The organism is Nocardia sp. NPDC051463, from assembly GCF_040681975.1.
Lineage (GTDB): Bacteria > Actinomycetota > Actinomycetes > Mycobacteriales > Mycobacteriaceae > Nocardia.
In genome coordinates this window covers 162,660-182,073 of record NZ_JBFBAB010000003.1, presented here as the reverse complement: position 1 = coordinate 182,073, position 19,414 = coordinate 162,660, and the positions used below count along the sequence as shown (strand labels likewise).

Genomic DNA, 19,414 nt, shown 5'->3' with positions numbered 1-19,414 from the left:
AGGTTTTGTCTGAAATCCGAGACAACCCGAGGAAGTGGGCATGGGTCCGAGTAGCGATATCCCGGCATTGCGGCGTGGATTGGCGATCCTGCAACTGATGGCCGGCCGTGCCGGGCCGGTGTCCGCCTCTACCATCGCCCGCGAGCTCGACCTGCCCCGCTCCACCACCTACCACCTGCTCGCGGAACTCGAGCAGACGCGATTCGTCACCCGGTTGCCCGCCGAACGCCGCTACGGCCTCGGCATCGCGGCATTCGAGCTCGGGTCGGCGTATCTCCGCCACGACCCCCTCGAACGACTCGCGCGGCCGTTGCTGCGCGAACTGGTCGAAGACGTCGGGCACAACGCGCATCTGGGCGTGCTACACGGCAACGAACTGCTGTATCTGATCAAGGAGCGACCGGCCCGCCCGGAAACCCTGGTGACCGACGTAGGTGTGCGGTTGCCCGCCCACCTGACGGCCTCCGGGCGAGCAATTTTGGCACACCTGCCCGCCACACACGTCCGAGCCCTGTTCCCCGCTGCCGCGACATTCGTGCGCCGCACCGACCGCGGACCGGCCTCCCTCGCGCAGCTGCGCACCACCCTCGCCGCGGAACGCCGCCGCGGCTGGGCCAGCGAGGACGGGCACGTGACCGTCGGTTTCGCCTCCGTCGCCTACGCCGTCTTCGACCACGACCACCGCCCGATCGCCGCCATCAGCGTGACCCTGCGTCATCACTGCACGCGAGAGCCTTGCGACGCCGACTGGTCCCTACTCGCCACCCGAGTCCGCCATACCGCAGACAATCTCACCCGCCGCGTCGGTGGGCGGGTCGAGTAGGCGGCGCCTGCGCTCGGGGCCGGAGCGCGGATCAGCGACCGACTACGTCCGAACCACCCATCAGGCGGTGGCCTCGCCCGAGCGCAGAATCACCAGTTCCGTTGCTGTCCTAGGGTTTCCGAGCAGGCAATACCGAAACATGGTGACCCGTTCGGACCGCATGCCGGCTCGCGACCGACACATCGGGCCGCCCAGCCGAGTGCCCGACGCTCAGTCCTGCGCCAACGCTGCGCGAATCGCCGCGACATCGGGGTTGATCAGGACGTTGCCGTTGACAACCGTGGTCGGAGTGACTTCGTCGCCACCGGTGAGGGTGCGCAGGGTGGCCGCGGCTTCCGGATCGCGGTTGACGTCGACCTTGCGGAACGGGATGCCTGCCAGCCGCAGGCCGATGCCGAGGCGCCGACAGTAAGGGCACCACCGTCGCCAATAGATGTCGATGGGGTGGCCTGAAGCGGGGTGTGGGGACACAGCACCATCCTTCTCGGAGTCGGGAGTCTATGGCGCAACCACGCCACTACTCTCGTCGCCGCCTGTCACGCAACGCGCCGCGCGACAGGTCCGGCCACGGTGGACGGCGGAGCACCGCGAGAGTGGCGATCACCGCCGACAGCAGGCCGATCAACTCTCCGAGCATGGCTATCCGCGTGCCGTCGACGGCCGGTGTCCATGAGGTCTTTCCGTCGTGAATGGCGAACACTCCGACCGGTCTCGCGGTCGGCCGCAGCATGCCGCCGATGCGGGTGACGGTGATGACCGTGGCCCCTTCCGCGGTCTCATAGGGCGCGCCGTACACGAGCGAGCCTGCGATTTCCGCCGGAAGTTGCTTGCTGCGTACCCCAGGCTTCATTCCGCCCCTGCCCTCGTGATGCCGCATGTCACCCAACTGTCCCTACGCAGAGACGGCGACTCGAAAAGCGTAGTACACGACGAACCCCACGGCCGCCTCGCGCCCGACCCGCGAGGGCAGGGCGGGTTCGCGGCCGTAATCACCGATACGTCTTCAGGGTGAGGGCATCCGGTTCGTCCTCCGGCGGGTTCGCCGCCATCGCGTCGAACACTTCCTGCGGCGGCGGCTCCGCGAAGAGCATGCCGACCACCTCGTGCGCACCGTCCTGATTGATCTTCACGTAATCGCGCAGCTCCCGCTCGTATGCCGCAAAGGCGTGGGTGTAATCGCCTGCGGCCGAAGCGAGTTCGCCTGCGAGCACATAGGCGCCGATCAAGGCCTGCGAGGTGCCGCGACCCGACATCGGCGAGGCGCACGCGCAGGCGTCGCCGAGCAGTACGATCCGGCCGGTCGACCAGCTGTGCATCTGCACCTGACTGATGGGGGTGAAGTAGAGGTCGGTGGCGGTGGCCAGATCCTCGAGCAACCGGGGCACCTCCCAACCGTCACCTGCGAAACGCTCGGTAATGATCCGCTTCTGTTCGTCGATGTCGTGCCGGTTGTAGTCCAAAGGCTCCGAACCGAAGTAGAACGAGGCCCGCGCCTCAGCGTTGTTCCTGACGCTGAAGACATTCACCGACTTCCCATTACCGAGTTGGCAGGCCCGGCCCTCGTGGTCGAGGTCGAGGAAGTTGTCGGTGGAGATGATGGCGTTGTAGACCCCGAGGTGGCGGATGAACTGCGAATGTTCGCCGAACGCGAGGGCCCTGACCTTGGAGTACAGCCCATCTGCACCGACAACCAGGTCGAATCGTCGCGCCGGGCCGCTTTCGAAGCTCACCAGCACCCCCGCCTCGTCCTCGGCAAGTGCGGTGATCGAGTTGTCGAAAATGTATTCGGTTCCGTGCATGGTGAGCCCGTAGAGGATGTCGGTCAGATCGCTCTTGAGCACTTCGAGATCGCCCGCGAAAATCGCCGAAGGCATGGTCACCAAATGCTTGCCTGCACCATCGACCACTTCACTGTCGCGAATGTCGGTGCTGTACTCGCGCACCTCGTCGAGGATGCCCATGCGTTCCAGGACGGCCATGGCCTCGCCGCGGAAGTCCACGGCGTACCCACCGGCGCGTGGTTCCGGCGCCCGCTCGACCACCGTCGGCGCAAAACCGTAGCGGCGCAGCCAGTATGCCAGCGCTGGACCGGCTACACCGGCTCCGGAAATGAGGATGTTCGGGCTCGTCATCACGTTCTCGTTTCTGTGCGTTTCCGTGTTACTGGATACAACGTACATGACACCATGTACGTTGTACATACAGTACTACCCGGAAACTTGCAGCGAGATCCGCTACTATGACAATCATGCGTACTAGTACACCTGGCGGCACCGATGCCATCCCGCCCTACCGGCGTATCGCCGCAGAGATCCAGGACCGGATCACCTCGGGCGAACTGCGGACGGGCGATCGAGTGCCCTCGGCTCGGCAGATCACCAGAGAGTGGGGCGTCGCCATCGCCACCGCCACCAAGGTTCTCGCCACGCTGCGCCAAGAGGGCGCGGTCCGGGTGGTGCCCGGAGTCGGCACCGTGGTGGATGCACCACAGGCCGCGCCGCAGCAGGAGAAAACAGCGGACACCGAGCTCACCGAGCAACTCGTGGTGCGGGCCGGAATGGCCATCGCCGACACCGAAGGACTTACCGGACTCTCGATGCGCCGCATCGCAACCGATCTCGGCGTGCCGACCATGTCGCTGTACCGCTATGTGGGCAGCAAGGATCGCCTGGTACTACTGATGGCCGACGAGGCATTCGGCGAAGCCGAGTTCCCCCACCCACCGCCCACGGGTTGGCGCGCGCGACTCGAAGTGCTCGCCCATCTGCAGTGGGCGATGTACCACCGTCATCCCTGGGTCGTCACCGCATCGTGGGTGAGCAATCCGGTGCCGACCCGAAAGCTCTTGCGACACACCGAGTGGGCCGTCCGATCGTTGGACGACCTCGGTCTCGACCCGGACGCGGTGCTCTACGCTCACGTCTCGCTGTACAGCTACGTGCGAGGCATCGCGGTCAATCTCGAGGTGGAGTCCGCCGCACGTCGGGACGGTGCGCCGATCGAGCCTTGGGACGCGAAAGAATCAGAACTCGAACACCTGCTACAGAGCGGGCAATTCCCCACCCTGGCAAGTCTCAACGAGCGCAACGACTTCCAGTTCGACATCGACACGCTCTTCGAGTTCGGCCTGCAGCGCCTGCTGGACGGGTTCGCGAGGTTCGTGGATCCACACCACTGACGCAAATCTCGCTTACCGCCACCAACCCAGGAAGGTCATGCGATCTACGGATCCCGTCACACGACCTCACCTCGTTGGGTTGACCTCGCGCGCGCGGCCTGCCACCGCGGGGGCGCGGCGGGCGCCGATCAGTAGAGCGACCGACTACGTCCGAACCACCCATCAGGCGGTGGCCTCGCCCGAGCGCAGAATCGTCAGTTCCGTTGCTGTCCTCGGGTTCTCGAGCGGCAACACCATCATCGCGACCGACTCGAACCGCATGCCGGCTCGCGACCGAGGCATCGGGCCGCCGAGCCGAATGCGCTCAGTCCCGCACCAACGCTGCAGTCCTATTGCGTAACCACGCCGCTACTCTCGTCGCCGCCTGTCACGCAACGCGCCGCGCGACGGGTCCGGCCACGGTGGACGGCGGAGCAGCAAGCCAATCAACTCACCGAGCATGGCTATCCGGGTGCCGTCGACGGCCGGTGTCCATGAGGTCTTGCGGTCGTGAATGGCGAACACTCCGACCGGTCTTGCGGTCGGCCGCAGTATGCCGCCTATGCGGGCGACAGTAATGACCGTGGCCCCCTCGGCCGTCTCATAGGGCGCGCCGTACACGAGCGAGCCTGCGACTTCCGCTGGAAGTTGCTTGCTGCTTACCAAAGGCTTCATTCCGCCCCCTGCCCTCGTGAAGCGGCACGTCACCCAACTGCCCCGCAAAGAGACGGCGCCTCGTGAGTCGGAGCTCGCGGGACGCGAAAGACCCATCTGCCACTGCTACTCCGCAAGGCTGGGCAACAAGGTCATTGCCTGTAGGTCGACACGTGGTGCGGCTGCCGCTGGGCCGCGTACGGAACGAGAACGGCCTTGGTCGCGCCCCGTTCGAGCCAGTGCACCCCGTACTTCCACTCGAAACGAACCGGCCAATATCGCGGGTCCTCGTCGAATGGCGGGAGTTCGCGGTAAAACGCAACACGATTGATTCCGGGTCGCAGTGAAAACAATGGCCACACGGCTCCCATACCGGCTTCGCCCACGAGTCTGTCGAAGTCCTCAGTGGACGCGCCACGCACCAGCGCTGCGGTCCGGGGGTGCGGCAAGATCTGCGCGTAGCGTGTTCCGGTGGCGGTTTCGGAATGCACGATTCGATCAAGACCGATGTCCAACCAGTCCGGGGTGACCTGAACTTGTGTCAGGTTTGTTGAGCGCATGACATCGATGGCTTCGGCGATGAATGGCCGAGTGCATTGCCAGGATTCTTCCCAGTGCATCCAGTAATCGTGGCTATTTATGCGCCCGAGAATCATGTTGAGCGTGCGGGCCTGACCGGCAGCATCAGGACCCTTCTGAATGAACTCTATCGAGGGATGGATCGCCTCAATGGTCTGCCGATAGTCGCACGGGTCCCCCGGCCCGAATTCGTTGATGACGAGGATCTCGGTGACATTCCTCAAATCATCGGGACAATGTTGCGCCAGAATCGACCACAACGCGATGCACAGCTGGCTGAGTTTGCCCTGTTTCACGAGGAACGTGGAGCACGTGAAAATCACGGTTCAGCGTAACCCGAGCCACATCGGCAACATCGTCCGCTAGCCAGCCATGGGAACTCCCGCCCATGACGCGATGCCACGCAGCCCGTGACGGAAGTACTTGAAGCACAAGGTTTTCCGTACTGTGACGTGGGTTAATATGCGCTGCCGAGCCGATGGGCTTGCCACCCGATCCCATACTTCGGACGACCAGCGGCCCAATATGGGATGCCATGCCTCGAGCACTGGAGGCCCACATCTGTGGTCAAGACCACACAACGACCAGAAGCGCTGATCAGATCCGCCAATTCACCTGTTCTTCCAGGTCAGATCACTTACACCGGGAAAGGTTTATTGATCGTGATGAGTTACTGGATCGCCGCACCGAGACGAACAGGGCGGTGACGGAGATCTGGCCTGCGACGGTGCCGATACGACAATGGCGGCACTCGCGCGGCAGCCCTGCGGCTGCGGCCGCTTCTCCCACAACACCACACCGCGATATCGGGAGGTCGCCCGGGCATCCTGGTGAGCGCGTCCGGCAGCACGCGCCTGCGGCTGAATGAATTCGCCACCCGACAATGGAAACGTTGGCCCTGCCGGCAGGGGTAACCTGCGGTTATGGACGCAGACTCGGCAACCTTCGGTGTCGAGGAGGAGTTTCTCCTTGCGGATCCGCGCACCGGTGCGCCCGTTCCGAAGAACGTGGAGGTAGCGCAGACGGCGGCAGAGCTCGGTTTCGACCTGCAGCTCGAACTCACCCGCTGTCAGGTGGAGACGAGCACCACTGTGCACACCAGTGCGACCGAGCTGCGCGATGAGCTGCGTGACCTGCGCAGAGGCACGGCTTCGTGCGCCGAGAAGAACGATGCCCGACTGCTCGCGGTCGCGATTCCGCCGACGATACCGCGGCAATTTCCGATCACCGACACGCCCCGCTATCGGCGGATGTCGGTGGACTTCGGCATGCTCGCCCACGAGCAGGGGTTGTGCGGGTGCCATGTACACGTCGGGGTTCCGAACCGCGAGGTCGCCCTACAGGTCAGCAATTTCCTACGGCCGTGGTTGCCGCTGTTCCTCGCACTCACCGCGAATTCCGCGATCTACCGTGGGACCGACACCGGTTATGCCAGCTGGCGCAGCATCCTGTGGCGACGCTGGCCGAGTGCGGGACCGCCGCCCTATTTCGGATCGGTGCGCGACTACGACGCCATGGTGGCGATGATGCTCTCCAGCGGCAGCATCTTCGACGAGAAGATGGTCTATTGGGATGTCCGCCCATCGATGTCGTTTCCGACCGTCGAGATCCGCGTCAGCGACGTGCCCGCCACAGTCGAGGAGACCGCGCTGCTCGCGACCTTGGTCAGGGCCACCGTTCTCATGGCACGAAAGTCCTTGGCCCAGGGGCGGAATGCTCCCCCGGTGACAGCCGAGGTGCTGCGCGCGGCGTACTGGAAGGCCGCGCGCAGCGGCATCGACGGCGACAGCGTCGACCCGGTGGACGGTCGCGTCCGCCCGGCGGTCGAGCAGCTGGCCAAGCTCGTCGAGCACGTCGAACCCGCGCTGGAGGAGCTGGGTGATCGCACGCTCGTCGCCGACTCGATCACCGCTGTCCTCGCCCGCGGCAACGGCGCGATACGCCAGATCAATGCTTTTCGTGAACGGGGCGACGTCGACGACGTCATCGCCGAGTTGACCGCGGCGACCCTGCAGGGATGCCAGGACCGCAAGCCGCGGATCAGATGGGCATGAACCCGGCGCCGACGTCCCCGCGCCGATTGATGTCGTTCATGATCACGCTCATGGTGGTGCCCACCTCCGGGCCGAAGCAGCCGAGGGCCAGGTAGGCGTTGACCATCCCGACCAGTGTCGAGCCGACGACGACCGGTGCGCCGGAGTCACCCTCCAGCACGCACATCTGGGTCCAGGTCTCGCTCTTGGTCCCGAAGACATCGCCCCAGGCGACACCGCAGGTGTTGCCGGTGGTGCGACCCTTCTTGCACACCACCATCGGGAACTGCGCCGGAGCACCTATATCGGTGATGGTGACGGACCCGACCTGGTTGACGGGGGTGATCCGGCCCGGGTCGAACTGGATGATGCCGTAATCCAGGTCACGATCGGAATGAACGAACCGGCCGACCACGCCGTAGTTGGGGTTCGCCTCGGCGACCACCTGGGAACCAGGTTCCCCGCAATGCCCAGCGGTGAACCCGACCAATCTGCCCGCAGCGTCGCGACCGACGGTGGTCACGGTGCACTGAAACCGACTATCGATGATGATGCCGGAACCGCCGCCGACAGCGGGAGCGGCGGGTGCGGCGATGGCGGCGCCACTACCGGTCCCGACCAGGGCCGCGACCGAAACGAAGGCGAAACCCGCGTTGGCCGCCTTGATCAATGTGAACATGTCCCTCCAGAATGGGAAGTTCGTTCGCCTCACGCTGCATGTGAAAAGTGTTCATCATACGAGACCTGCGCACGAAGTTTGGTCAATGTCCTGGCCAGAATCCGCGACACCTGCATCTGCGAGACTCCGAGGGAATCGGCGATCTGTTGCTGAGTCTTCGACTCGAAGTACCGCATGATCAGTATCAGCCGTTCCCGCTCTGGAAGCGCGGCTATCAGCGGACGCACCGCCATCGCGTCCTCCATCAGGCCGTAACAAGACTCTTCGGCACCCAAGGTGTCGGCAAGGGACAGCGCGGAGCCCTCGCCCTCGGCGGCGGTCATCGCGTCGAGCGAGTTCGCCCGGTAGCCGTTGCGCGCGACCAGCGCCTGGGTGACCTCCACCAGCTCCAGATCGAGTTCCCGGGCGATCTCGCGGGCGCTCGGCATGCGGCCGAGGCGGTGCGACAGCGTTTCGGTCACCGGACCGATCTTCAGCTGGATCTCCTTCAGCCGACGCGGCACCCGCACCGACCAGGTGCGGTCACGGAAGTGCCTGCGGACCTCGCCCATGATGGTCGGCACCGCGAACCCGAGAAACGAGCTGCCGCGGGACACATCGAAACGGTCCACCGATTGCACCAACCCGAGTCGTGCGATCTGCAGCAGGTCATCGAAGGATTCGCCGCGGCCGGAAAATTTGCGGGCGATGTGCTCGGCCAACGGCAGGGCGAGGTCGATGATGTGGTTGCGCAGCGCGGTGTGGTGTGGGTCGGTGGCATCGAGCGCCGCCAACTTCTCGAGCCAGGGCTCGATATCGTCGTAGCTGTCACCGCGGCGGGCGCGGAGCCGCGATTCGGTCTGTTCGGTGGTCGACTCGTCCATCCGGTCTACCTCGTTCCCATCGGAATTCGATTCCTGTTGGGTACCCGTTCACCCGCGAATCAAAAGGAGGCGAGCACCACCTGGGTCGCCGAATGGTCAGGAATCCGCACCGGACCTGCGCCGATACCGCAGCAAATTGGAGCGGATCCGGCCGGAAACCACCCGCGCCCACTCGGAAATAGCTGATCGCTATCGCAGTCCGGAGGGACCCAGCGAGCTGATGTCTGCCAGTCAGACGCCGGTGCGGCGCGGCAGCGCCAGCTGCAGTTCGAGCAGCAGGCGGTCGGCCGGGTCGGAGAGGTCGACGCCGACGATGTCTTCGACTCGGCGGATGCGATAACGCAGCGTATTCGGGTGTACCTGGAGCGCTGTGGCCGCGTTGCGCACGTCCCCGTGCTCGCGTAGATAGGTTTCGACGCTTTCCTGCAGGTTCGCGGCGTGCTTGCGGTCGTAGTCGAACAGCGCTTGCAGGCGGGGGTCGTGCAGGTCGGGTCGCGCATCGACCAGGTCCAGGATTTCGGCGAGCAGGACTGCGGTGCGGGACTCGGCCAGCGTCGTCACCCGGCCCTTGGGGAAGGTGGTTGCCGTGCTGTCGAGGACCCGATCGACCTCGGTTCGCGCGCTCGCCACATGGGTGAGATCGGCAACGGGGATGGCGATGGCCGCCCGCAGCACCAGCGACCGCTTCGTTTCGAACTGCGCGACCAGTTGGCGCGTCCAGGCGTTCACCGCGCGCACCGACTGATAGTGCGGCAGCAACACATAGACCCGTTCGCCGAGTACCGCGGTGAGCGAGTCGCGGCGAAATGAGCTGGCGTGCAAGCGCAGTGCGTTGGCCACGGATGCGGATTCCGTCGATGCCTGAGCGCTGTCGTTGAGCGCGAATCCGACCACCGCGGCAGGACCGGTCACCGGGATGTTCAGTGCGCTCGCCACCGAGGGGACGTCGACTCCGCTGCCTCGGGCACCGAAAAGCCTTTGTATCAGCAATGTTTCGGTGGACGGTGCGTCGAGACTGCGGGAGATGATGCGAGCGGCGATCGCCGATGCGCCGCGCAGCACCTCCGCGGCGTCCGGCTTGAAAGGCTTGTCACCCTGTTGGAGCCAGATCGTGCCGAGAACCCTTGGTGTACCGGCGGTTCCGTCCGAGGGACGCCGAATACTGACCACCAGTCGGTGTTTGATGTCCAGTTCTTGGTGCGCGGGCAGATCGATGACCTCGTCGGTCTGGCGCAACTGGTCGAACACCCCCCACTTCTGCAGAATGCGCAGGTAGTCGCGCGGTCCTTCGCGGCCGAGAATGGACAGGATTCGCAACTGGTCGGCGGCCTCGTTGGAGGCGGAATAGGCGAGCACATTCGAGTGCGGGTCCTCGATGGACACCATGCCGCCCGCGTTCTGAGCGACGATCTGGGCAAGGCCGAACAGATCGGTGTCGGTGGCGAGGCGATCGTGCGCCTCGGTGGTCGAGCGCTGTCCGCGCGCACGTTCGAGCATTCGGCGAACCAGCGGAAAGACCTGATCCCAGCGCGCCTGCTGATGCACAGCCACCAGCGCGACACCGGCGCGGTGTGCCGCCGACCGAACGGCGTCGGACTCGTGCGCGATCTTCGAAAGTACCGCACGCGGCCGATTCGCGACGGGGCATCTGCCCACGGCGCGCAACCACTGCACGGCCTCGGCTTCGGCGATGCCGACATGCAGGTACATATCCTGCATCGGTAAGCCCGAGTCGGTCTCCACAATCAGGTCGGAACTGTCGACCAACGCCACCGACCGTATCGCGACCGTATCGCCTGCGGGAGCGTCCAAGAGCTCTACCACTGCGGTGTCCAGGGCGTCGAGCAGCTCACGCAGTGTGCTTGCCTCAGTCTGCGCACTTGTTGCCACTACCGCCACCTCACTTCCGCAATCCAGTACATCACTTTAGCCAGCTGGACAATGTCGTACGGCTATCTTTGTTCGACTGGCTCATCCTTCCTGCCGTCTTCCGGTGTTGACTACCGATCAATCGTCGTCGTCCACGACTTTTCGAAACTCCATACACCCCAGGAGGATTCATGGACACCATTGCCACCACCCCGCAACCGGTCAACGAACCGGTCGGGACCTTCGCCCCCGGCAGCGCGGAACGTGCGCGGTTGCAGGCGAAACTGGCCGAACTGCAGACAACACCGACCGAGATCCACCATGTCATCGGCGGAGTACACCGGCGCACCCCCGGTCCGACCATCGACGTCGTGCAGCCGCATCGGCACGCCGCCGTGCTCGGCACGCTCACCACGGCGGGACCGGACGACGCCAGGGACGCGGTCGAAGCGGCCACCGCTGCGGCGCCCGGGTGGCGTGCGTTGTCGTTCGAGGATCGCGCCTCGGTGTTCCTGCGCGCGGCGGACCTGTTGTCGGGGCCGTGGCGCGAGACAATTGCCGCCGCGACCATGCTCGGGCAGTCGAAAACCGCCTACCAGGCCGAGATCGACGCGCCCTGTGAGCTGGTCGACTTCTGGCGCTTCAATGTGCACTTCGCACGACAGATCCTGGCCGAGCAGCCGATCTCGACCGCCGGGGTATGGAATCGCCTCGAATACCGCTCACTGGAGGGGTTCGTCTACGCGATCACCCCGTTCAACTTCACCGCGATCGCCGCAAACCTGCCGACCGCGCCCGCACTGATGGGCAACACCGTGGTGTGGAAGCCCGCGCCGACGCAGGCGGTCGCCGCCTACTGGACGATGAAGCTGCTGGAGGCCGCTGGCCTGCCGCCAGGAGTGATCAACCTGGTGCACGGCGCAGGCCCCGAGGTGTCGGATGTGGTGCTGACCGACCGCAGGCTCGCAGGCATCCATTTCACCGGCTCCACCAAGACCTTCCAGCATTTGTGGCGTGCGGTCGCGAACAATATCGCCGACTACCGCACCTACCCGCGACTGGTCGGCGAAACAGGCGGCAAGGATTTCGTGCTCGCGCACAGCTCCGCCGACCCCGCGGTGCTGACCACGGCCCTGATCCGCGGCGCCTTCGACTACCAGGGTCAGAAGTGCTCGGCCGCCTCGCGTGCCTTCGTCCCGAAATCGGTGTGGACGAAGATGGCGGGCGATCTCATCGACAAGGTCTCCGGTCTGACCTACGGCGACGTCACCGACTTCGGCAATTTCGGTGGCGCCGTGATCGACAAGCGCGCCTTCGACCGCAATGCCGACGCGATCGCCCGCGCCAAAGCGACGCCGAGCCTGACGATCGCCGCGGGCGGCCACACCGACGACAGTGTCGGCTACTTCGTCGACCCCACCGTACTGCTCGGCGACGACCCCGCCGACGAGGCGTTCAGCACCGAGTATTTCGGTCCGATCCTTGCCGTCCACGTCTACGACGATGCCGTCGCCGGTTCCTTCGACGCCGCCCTCGATCTCGTCGATCAAGGCTCGACCTACGGTCTGACCGGCTCCATCATCGCCGAGGACCGCAATGCCGTCGCCAAGGCGACCGACAGTCTGCGTTTCGCGGCGGGCAACTTCTACATCAACGACAAGCCCACCGGCGCGGTCGTCGGTCAGCAGCCTTTCGGCGGCGGTCGCGCGTCCGGAACCAACGACAAGGCAGGCTCGGCTCAGAATCTGCTGCGCTGGACCTCCGCCCGCACCCTCAAGGAGACCTTCGTCCCGCCGACCGATCACCGGTACCCGCACCAGGCAACCGAATCGGGGGTCGAGTGATGGCAAACTCCGGACTGTTGCGGCCCGCTATGCTGGCCGCCTCGCGCTCACCACGCATCGAGCGCACCGTCTCGCGGATGCCCGCGACCAGGAAACTCGTCGACCGGTTCGTCGCGGGCCGATCCGAGGACGAGGCGATCGCCAGCGCCGCGGCCCTGCTCGGCTCCGGCAGGTACATCACCATCGACTATCTCGGCGAGGACACCACCGAGCTCGACCAGGCAATCGATACGGTGTCGCACTATTTGGAGCTGTTGTTGCAGCTCGCCCGGTTGCGCGAGCTGATCGACAACACCGGATCCATCGTCGGACCGCTGGAAGTGTCACTCAAGCTCTCGGCACTCGGGCAGTCTCTGCCCGGTGACGGACACAGGATCGCGCGGGATCACGCCTACCAGATCTGCGCGGCCGCAGCCGCGGCCGGCGTGTGGGTCACCATCGACGCCGAGGATCACACCACCACCGATTCCACGTTGTCCATCGTGCGGGAGCTGCGCGCGGACTTTCCCGCGCTGGGCACCGTGCTCCAGGCCTACCTGCACCGCACCGAATCCGACTGCCAGGACATGGCGGGTCACGGTTCGCGAATTCGCCTGTGCAAGGGCGCCTATAAGGAGCCCTCCTCGGTCGCCTACCAACGCAAGACCGACGTCGACGAGGCCTACTTGCGCTGCCTGCGCATCCTCATGAACGGCGACGGCTACCCGATGGTCGCCACCCACGACCCGGCGATCATCGACGCCGCGCAGCGCTTCGCGACCGAAGTGGATCGCAAGGCCGACGAGTTCGAGTTCCAGATGCTCTACGGCATCCGGGACGCCGAGCAACGGCGTTTGGTCGAAGCGAAGCATCACCTGCGGGTCTACCTGCCCTATGGCGACCAGTGGTACGGCTATTTCATGCGTCGGTTGGCCGAACGTCCGGCCAACCTGGCTTTCTTCCTGCGCTCGCTCGTTCCGGGGAGTCAGCGCTGAGCGCCGCACCAGGGCACGGGCTGTAGTCCGATCGGACAAAGGCACCTGAACGTTATTTATCCAACTCGCCGATCACACCGCAGCTGTGGTCGTATTAGCTAGCTCCAGCTGAATGTGTGATCTGGGTTACTGCATGGTGGCAGTGACGCAGAGGACGAAAGGATGTCTATGTCCATCGCGGAGTTGCGCAGCCAGATGTTGCGCCGCAAACCCCTACGGGAACTCGACGACGATGTGCCCGCCGATGAGCAGCTCTCGCGATCGCTCGGCCTGTGGCAGCTCACGGCGATCGGCGTCGGCGGCATCATCGGCGCAGGCATTTTCACTCTCGCCGGCGCGGTAGCGCACTCCGTCACCGGTCCCTCGGTGCTCATCTCCTTCCTGATCGCCGGCGTCGCCAGCGCGGCTGCCGCGCTCTGCTACGCCGAGTTCGCGGGCATGGTGCCCAAGGCCGGATCCGCGTACACCTACGGCTATGTCTCCCTCGGTGAGCTCGCGGGCTGGTTCATCGGCTGGGACCTGCTGCTCGAATACATCGCGGTGGCCGCGGTCGTCGCGATCGGTGTCTCCGGCTACTTCCGATTCCTGCTCGAACAGGTCGACGTCTCGCTGCCCGACTGGATGATGGGCGCGCACGGCACCGGCGAAGGCCATGTGATCGACGTTTTCGCGATGCTGTTCTGTCTGGGCACCGCGTGGCTGCTTTCGCGCGGCATCAAGAGTGTCGGCCGGTTCGAGACCGTCGCGGTCGGCATCAAGGTCGCCCTGGTGGTGCTCATCGTCGTGCTCGGTGTCTTCCACATCGACAGCTCCAACTACACCCCGTACTTCCCGTTCGGCACCGGTGCGGTGTGGACCGGCGCGGCGACAGTGTTCTTCGCGGTGTTCGGCTACGACGCGATGAGCACGGCGGCCGAAGAATCCACCGACGGCAAGAAGCACCTTCCGAAGGCCATCATCTACTCGCTCGCCATTGCGATGGTGCTCTACGTCCTTGCCACCCTGGTACTGACCGGCATGCAGAAATACTCCGAGATCAGCCCGACGAGTGGCTTCTCCACCGCCTTCGAATCGGTCGGCATGCCGGGCATCGCGAACATCATCGCGATCGGCGCCATCGTCGGCATCGTCACCGTGGTGCTCACCTTCATGCTCGGTGTCACCCGCGTGTGGTTCGCGATGAGCCGCGACGGGCTGCTGCCCGAGTGGTTCGCCAAGACCCATCCGGTGCGCAAGGTGCCGACCAGGGTGACCTGGATCGTCGGTATCGGCGCCGCGATGATGGCGGGCCTGCTCGACATCACCGTGGTCGCGGAACTCACCAATATCGGCATTCTGATGGCCTTCATCGTCGTGTCGGTGGCCGTGATCGTGCTGCGGCGCACCCGGCCCGACGAGCCGCGTGAGTTCAAGCTGCCCTTCATGCCCGTGATCCCGCTGATCGGCATCGGCTTCTCGATCTACCTGATCTGGTCGCTGCCGTGGGAGACCTGGGTGCGCTTCGTGGTCTGGCTGGCCGTTGGGCTCGCTGTCTACTTCGGCTACTCCCGCACCCACTCCAAGCTCAACGCGGACGCCGCGAAACCGGCTGCCGCAGGCTGATGAGGGGCGATAGGGGTGGCGCGTATACGCGCCACCCCTATCGTTTTTTCGGGCCCTTTCCGGTTGCCCGCACCGAACCGGCTCAGCCCACCGGGCTGCCTGATTCGGCACGCGCACGCACCCGATCTCGGCGTGAGCGCTCGGGCACAGCGAGCATCACGAGTGCGAAAGCCAGCACCGCCAACCCACCCCAGGACACCATCGGCAGGCGTTCACCGAGGACGACCACCCCGAGTATCGCCGCTACGGCGGGCTCGGCGAAGGTCAGTGTGACGACCACCTGCGCCGTGGTGTGTCGCAGGGCGTAGCCGAACAGGCGGTAGGCGACGAACGTCGGGAACACCGCAAGATGCAGCACCACCCCCACTCCGCGCAGGGTGAACAGCCAGGACAGGTCGGTGCCGAGCACGACTGGCAGCACCAGCAGCCCACCGATGCCGAACATCGTCCCCAGCACCGAGTTCGAGGCGTGGCCTCGCGCGATGAGGCGTGCGCTGATCAACGAGTAGACGGCGTAGCACAACCCGCCGACAGCGGCGAGCACGATGCCGGTGAGGTCCACCGGGGCGTCGTCGCCGCGCAGTTCGGGGCCGAGCACCAGAACTGCGCAGCCGAGCACCGCCGCCACCGTGGCGCAGAGCCATCGTCTGCTCGGGCGGGCACGCCCGATGATCCAGGCCAGCAGGCCGGCAAAGACCGGGGCGCTGCCGAGGGTGATCACGGTGGCGACGGCAACGCCCGTCCGCGCGACGGCCGGATAGAAGGTGATCGGATATCCCGCTATCGCGACCGCTCCGAGCAGCAGTAATCCACGCTCGGCGCGGGTGCCGCGCTGGCGGGCGCCGCGGTGGGAGAGAAAAAGCAGCAGACCACCGAGGGCGAGGCCCGCCGAGCCGATGGCCGCGGCCGGGGCGCCCGCCGGGGCCAGGGAACCTGCGGTTCCCGTCGTACCCCAGAACACCGAGGCGGCGAGAATGGGCATCGGCCCGCTGAGGAAACTGGGTCGCGGGCGGTGAACGGACTGAGAAACAGGCACAGACGTGGTGCGATTCGGCACAATCGTGAACTTCCGTGGTCGAATTCCGGTGGGATGTGGATTCGAAACGGGCGCACGACGCAGCCAGGACTACCCTCGCGGGTCAGCCGGGATGTTTGTCAAGGAGTCAGCAGGTGCGCCCGGTCAGGCGCACGGCGGCGGAGTGACGACATGCCAGTAGGTGTTCACCGGTCGATCGTATACGGAGGCCGCCGGAAATAGCCTCCGAATATTGTTTGTCGAGGGGCAGATCAGGCGAACGATGTTCTGTACCGTCGAGATTGTGCGGAAGAACGAGACGCCTGCCGTACCGGCCGTCACCAGCAAGTCGAGTCAGGCCGTCCCGATCGATGAGATCGACCGGGTCCTGCTCGATCAGCTCGCGCGCGATGGACGCATCACGAACAATGCCCTCGCCGCGATTGCGGGGATCGCGCCGTCGACCTGTCTCGGCCGAGTCAGGTCGCTGGTCGAACGCGGCGTGATCCGTGGGTTCCATGCCGATATCGATCCGGCCGCGCTCGGCCGGAACCTCCAGGCCATGATCGCGGTTCGGGTACACGGCAACGCACGTCAGCACCTCGCCCAGTTCGGAGAGCAATTGTCCGAACTCGACGAGGTGCTGAATGTGTACTTCATCGCGGGCGCCGACGACTACCTGATCCATGTCGCCACGGCGAACACCGACGGGCTGCGGGTTTTCGTACTCAACCATCTGAGCGCGCACCCCGCGGTCGCCTCGACCGAAACGATCCTCATTTTCGAGCACGTTCGGCCGCGAAACCTCATATTCCCCTAGGCGGCCAGCTGCTGTGCCACGTAACCGTGTGCGGCAGCGACCGATTCGGACAGCAGCACACCCTTGTGGGTACTGAGCCCGTTCGCCAGGCCGGCATCCGCGGCCGTCGCATCGCGCCACCCGCGATCGGCGATCGAAATCGCGTACGGCAGTGTGGCATTGGTGAGCGCGACGGTCGAGGTGTAGGGCACCGCGCCGGGCATGTTCGCCACACAATAGAAGACCGACTCGTGCACCCGATAGGTCGGGTCCGCATGGGTGGTCGGTCGGGAGTCCGCGAAGCAGCCACCCTGATCGATCGCGATATCGACCAACACCGAGCCCGGCTTCATCTGCGCGACAAGCTCATTGGACACCAGCGTGGGCGCCTTCGCGCCCGGCACCAGCACCGCACCGATCACCATATCGGCTTCCCGGACCAGGTTCTCCACCTCGAAGCTGTTGGAGATGATGGTGCGCACCTGACCGCGGTACTGGGCGTCCACCTCACGCAGCCTGGCGATATTCAGGTCGAGGACCGTCACATCCGCGTGCATACCCACGGCGACGGCAATCGCATTGCTACCGGAAACGCCCGCGCCCAGCACGACTACCTTGGCAGGGCGCGTGCCCGGCACGCCCCCCATCAGCACGCCGCGTCCACCGCCGCTGCGCATCAGGTGGTAGGCGCCCGCCTGCGGGGCAAGCCTGCCCGCGACCTCACTCATCGGAGCCAGCAGCGGCAGCGACCCGTCGCGGCCGGTGACCGTCTCGTAGGCGATCGAGGTGATGCCGGACTTCAGCAGTGCGTCGGTGCAGTCCTTGGACGCCGCCAAGTGCAGATAGGTGAACAGCACCTGGTCCTCGCGCATCCGCGAATACTCCTCGGCCACCGGCTCCTTCACCTTCAGCACCAGGTCGGCGACACCCCAGACCTCGTCGGCGGATTCCAGCACGCGCGCGCCGAGGACCCCGTATGCCTCGTCCTCGAAGGCCGAGCCGCGACCGGCCCCCGCCTCGATGTATACCTCGTGTCCCCGGGAAACCAGCTCGTGCACCCCGGCGGGCGTGCACGCGACCCGGTACTCGTGATTCTTGACCTCGCGAGGAATTCCGATCTTCACCAAGACTCCTGAACGTTGATTCGTCGGATTGCGATCGGTGCCCCCGATGAGGCGGGGATCACCACACGAGTGAGTATGAAGATTATGCAAGATCAGGTCTATATAGATGAATATAGTTCTCAGATTTCCCTAGATTGATATCATCGATTCAGTATCCGAGGCATTTCGGGGCCTCAGCTTGAAACATCTTCGGACTGGTCACGCGGCGGCAGTTGATCGAGCGCCCACTGCGCCCACTGCTGATTCATCGCATAGAACCGCTGGCCCCACACCATCGCCATCCGGCCGTAATTCGACAGGTCGTTGTCATCCCAGTCGGTGGTCGCCTCCAGCTCCGCAAGAGCCGCGACCCCTTTGGCGGACCCTGCCTCGATGTCGGACAGGTACTCGCGCGCCCGCTCAGGCGGAATGACACCGAGGAAGAACACGCGCAGCAGCATCTCGTTGCGCACGACGCGCTTCGGCTTGGTGTCGGTCAGCCAATCTCGGAGATCGGCCCGGCCCGCCTCGGTGAGCGTGTACTCCTTGCGCCCACGCGGCCCTTCGTCCGACACGGCGATGAATTCCGCGTCGGCCAGCTTGGCGAGCTCGGTGTAGATCTGGCTCTGCGTCGCGGGCCAGACATTGGCCAGCGAACCCTTGAATCGCTGCAGCAGGTCATAGCCGCTGGCCGGGCGGTCTGCCAGCAGACCGAGCAGGGCGTATCGAAGGCTCATCCCCTCAGCCTACATTCCACTATTGACATGTTCGGAGACCACGCTCTAACTTAGACATGTCACAATTGGAATGTCACGGCACGAGGAGCTCCACGAACATGTCGTACCTGCGCACCTTCGCACCTTGGATCGCCTATGCGGTGATTCCGTCCGCGCACTGGCAGTGGGCGGCACTGCTCGCCTTCGGCATCGCCGCCGTCACCATCGCCCAGCAGACCAGGGCGGGCCTACGGGTGGAGGCCATGATCATCGACATCGGTTCGGCCATATTCTTCGCCGCACTGACGGCACTCGCCTTCGCCGACCCGAACACTGCCCTGCACCCCTACACTCCAGCCATCTCCTCCGGCGTGCTCGCGCTCATCGCGGGCGTTTCCTTGGCCGTGCGGATGCCGTTCACGCTGGGTATCGCCAAACAGGCCACGCCACGTGAACTGTGGGAACACCCCGTCTTCATCCGCACCGGCTACATCATCACCGCCGTGTGGACCGCGAGCTTCGCCGCCGGCGGTATCGCCCTCGCCGTTGTGGCCCACTCCTCCTCGACGTTGCGCACCAGCGCCCAGGTGGCCGCCTTCGCGATCCCCATGGTGTTCACCATCCGCTACGTCGCCTATATCCAGGGCAGGGCGCAAGCGCTCGGCCGGCCCGTTTCCTGACTCCCGCAATAGATCGGTGTCACC

Annotated in this window: 19 protein-coding genes; 8 read left to right on the top strand and 11 right to left on the bottom strand. The window is 65.1% G+C overall.

The features are described 5' to 3' along the window. Positions 1–40: 40 nt before the first annotated feature. Positions 41–823 (top strand): IclR family transcriptional regulator, encoded by a 783-nt coding sequence (locus AB0M74_RS08155; protein ID WP_364903194.1) that lies wholly within the window; start codon positions 41–43, stop codon positions 821–823. A 210-nt stretch (positions 824–1,033) separates the two neighbouring features. On the opposite strand, the gene AB0M74_RS08150 is transcribed toward AB0M74_RS08155, so the two are convergent. From AB0M74_RS08150 to AB0M74_RS08140, 3 genes are all read right to left on the bottom strand, one after another. After that, a complete protein-coding gene (locus AB0M74_RS08150) occupies positions 1,034–1,294 on the bottom strand; it encodes a glutaredoxin domain-containing protein (RefSeq protein ID WP_364903191.1) in 261 nt (86 codons plus the stop codon). A 46-nt stretch (positions 1,295–1,340) separates the two neighbouring features. Continuing rightward, positions 1,341–1,673 carry a hypothetical protein gene (locus tag AB0M74_RS08145; protein WP_364903188.1) on the bottom strand — a complete coding sequence of 111 codons (333 nt, stop codon included), beginning with the start codon at positions 1,671–1,673 and terminating at the stop codon, positions 1,341–1,343. 139 nt (positions 1,674–1,812) lie between these two features. Next, on the bottom strand, positions 1,813–2,955 hold the full coding sequence (locus AB0M74_RS08140; RefSeq protein WP_364903185.1) for an FAD-dependent monooxygenase: 1,143 nt from the start codon (positions 2,953–2,955) through the stop codon (positions 1,813–1,815). A 116-nt stretch (positions 2,956–3,071) separates the two neighbouring features. Here AB0M74_RS08140 and AB0M74_RS08135 point away from each other — a divergent pair, with 116 nt between their 5' ends. Beyond that, complete coding sequence (locus AB0M74_RS08135) at positions 3,072–4,001, top strand: TetR/AcrR family transcriptional regulator C-terminal domain-containing protein (protein WP_364903182.1); 930 nt, start codon at positions 3,072–3,074, stop codon at positions 3,999–4,001. A gap of 348 nt (positions 4,002–4,349) precedes the next feature. On the opposite strand, the gene AB0M74_RS08130 is transcribed toward AB0M74_RS08135, so the two are convergent. Continuing rightward, on the bottom strand, positions 4,350–4,655 hold the full coding sequence (locus tag AB0M74_RS08130; RefSeq protein ID WP_364903179.1) for a hypothetical protein: 306 nt from the start codon (positions 4,653–4,655) through the stop codon (positions 4,350–4,352). A 131-nt stretch (positions 4,656–4,786) separates the two neighbouring features. After that, a complete protein-coding gene (locus AB0M74_RS08125) occupies positions 4,787–5,509 on the bottom strand; it encodes a hypothetical protein (protein ID WP_364903176.1) in 723 nt (240 codons plus the stop codon). Between the two features lie 627 nt (positions 5,510–6,136). Between AB0M74_RS08125 and AB0M74_RS08120 the strand changes: the two genes are divergently transcribed. Next, positions 6,137–7,267 carry a glutamate--cysteine ligase gene (locus AB0M74_RS08120; protein WP_364903173.1) on the top strand — a complete coding sequence of 377 codons (1,131 nt, stop codon included), beginning with the start codon at positions 6,137–6,139 and terminating at the stop codon, positions 7,265–7,267. On the opposite strand, the gene AB0M74_RS08115 is transcribed toward AB0M74_RS08120, so the two are convergent. The 3 genes from AB0M74_RS08115 to AB0M74_RS08105 form a co-directional block, all read right to left on the bottom strand. Continuing rightward, the gene (locus AB0M74_RS08115) at positions 7,254–7,925 is read right to left on the bottom strand and encodes a S1 family peptidase (RefSeq protein ID WP_364903170.1); all 672 of its coding nucleotides are present in this window, start codon (positions 7,923–7,925) and stop codon (positions 7,254–7,256) included. The two genes, AB0M74_RS08120 and AB0M74_RS08115, sit on opposite strands and share 14 nt — an antisense overlap. 29 nt (positions 7,926–7,954) lie before the next feature. Next, entirely contained in the window at positions 7,955–8,788 is an 834-nt protein-coding gene (locus AB0M74_RS08110; protein WP_364903167.1) for a SigB/SigF/SigG family RNA polymerase sigma factor, read from the bottom strand. Between the two features lie 231 nt (positions 8,789–9,019). Continuing rightward, a complete protein-coding gene (locus AB0M74_RS08105) occupies positions 9,020–10,678 on the bottom strand; it encodes a helix-turn-helix domain-containing protein (protein ID WP_364903165.1) in 1,659 nt (552 codons plus the stop codon). 170 nt (positions 10,679–10,848) lie between these two features. Here AB0M74_RS08105 and pruA point away from each other — a divergent pair, with 170 nt between their 5' ends. From pruA to AB0M74_RS08090, 3 genes are all read left to right on the top strand, one after another. Further along, entirely contained in the window at positions 10,849–12,501 is a 1,653-nt protein-coding gene (gene pruA / locus AB0M74_RS08100) for an L-glutamate gamma-semialdehyde dehydrogenase (RefSeq protein ID WP_364903162.1), read from the top strand. Further along, positions 12,501–13,475: a proline dehydrogenase family protein gene (locus AB0M74_RS08095; RefSeq protein WP_364903159.1), complete on the top strand. Its 975-nt coding sequence runs from the start codon at positions 12,501–12,503 to the stop codon at positions 13,473–13,475. The genes pruA and AB0M74_RS08095 overlap by 1 nt, the downstream gene beginning before the upstream one ends. Positions 13,476–13,643: 168 nt before the next feature. Beyond that, a complete protein-coding gene (locus AB0M74_RS08090; protein WP_364903666.1) occupies positions 13,644–15,077 on the top strand; it encodes an amino acid permease in 1,434 nt (477 codons plus the stop codon). Positions 15,078–15,159: 82 nt separating this feature from the next. On the opposite strand, the gene AB0M74_RS08085 is transcribed toward AB0M74_RS08090, so the two are convergent. After that, on the bottom strand, positions 15,160–16,059 hold the full coding sequence (locus AB0M74_RS08085; RefSeq protein ID WP_364903156.1) for a DMT family transporter: 900 nt from the start codon (positions 16,057–16,059) through the stop codon (positions 15,160–15,162). Positions 16,060–16,396: 337 nt separating this feature from the next. On the opposite strand from AB0M74_RS08085, the gene AB0M74_RS08080 reads away from it, so the two are divergent. Beyond that, positions 16,397–16,912, top strand: coding sequence for an Lrp/AsnC family transcriptional regulator (locus tag AB0M74_RS08080; protein WP_364903153.1), 516 nt, complete (start codon positions 16,397–16,399; stop codon positions 16,910–16,912). Here AB0M74_RS08080 and ald read toward each other — a convergent pair. After that, positions 16,909–18,015, bottom strand: a complete 1,107-nt coding sequence (gene ald / locus AB0M74_RS08075) for an alanine dehydrogenase (protein ID WP_364903150.1) — start codon at positions 18,013–18,015, stop codon at positions 16,909–16,911. The genes AB0M74_RS08080 and ald overlap by 4 nt on opposite strands. Positions 18,016–18,188: 173 nt before the next feature. Beyond that, positions 18,189–18,731, bottom strand: a complete 543-nt coding sequence (locus AB0M74_RS08070) for a PadR family transcriptional regulator (RefSeq protein ID WP_364903147.1) — start codon at positions 18,729–18,731, stop codon at positions 18,189–18,191. Between the two features lie 98 nt (positions 18,732–18,829). On the opposite strand from AB0M74_RS08070, the gene AB0M74_RS08065 reads away from it, so the two are divergent. After that, positions 18,830–19,390, top strand: coding sequence for a hypothetical protein (locus tag AB0M74_RS08065; RefSeq protein WP_364903144.1), 561 nt, complete (start codon positions 18,830–18,832; stop codon positions 19,388–19,390). The last annotated feature ends 24 nt before the right edge of the window (positions 19,391–19,414 follow it).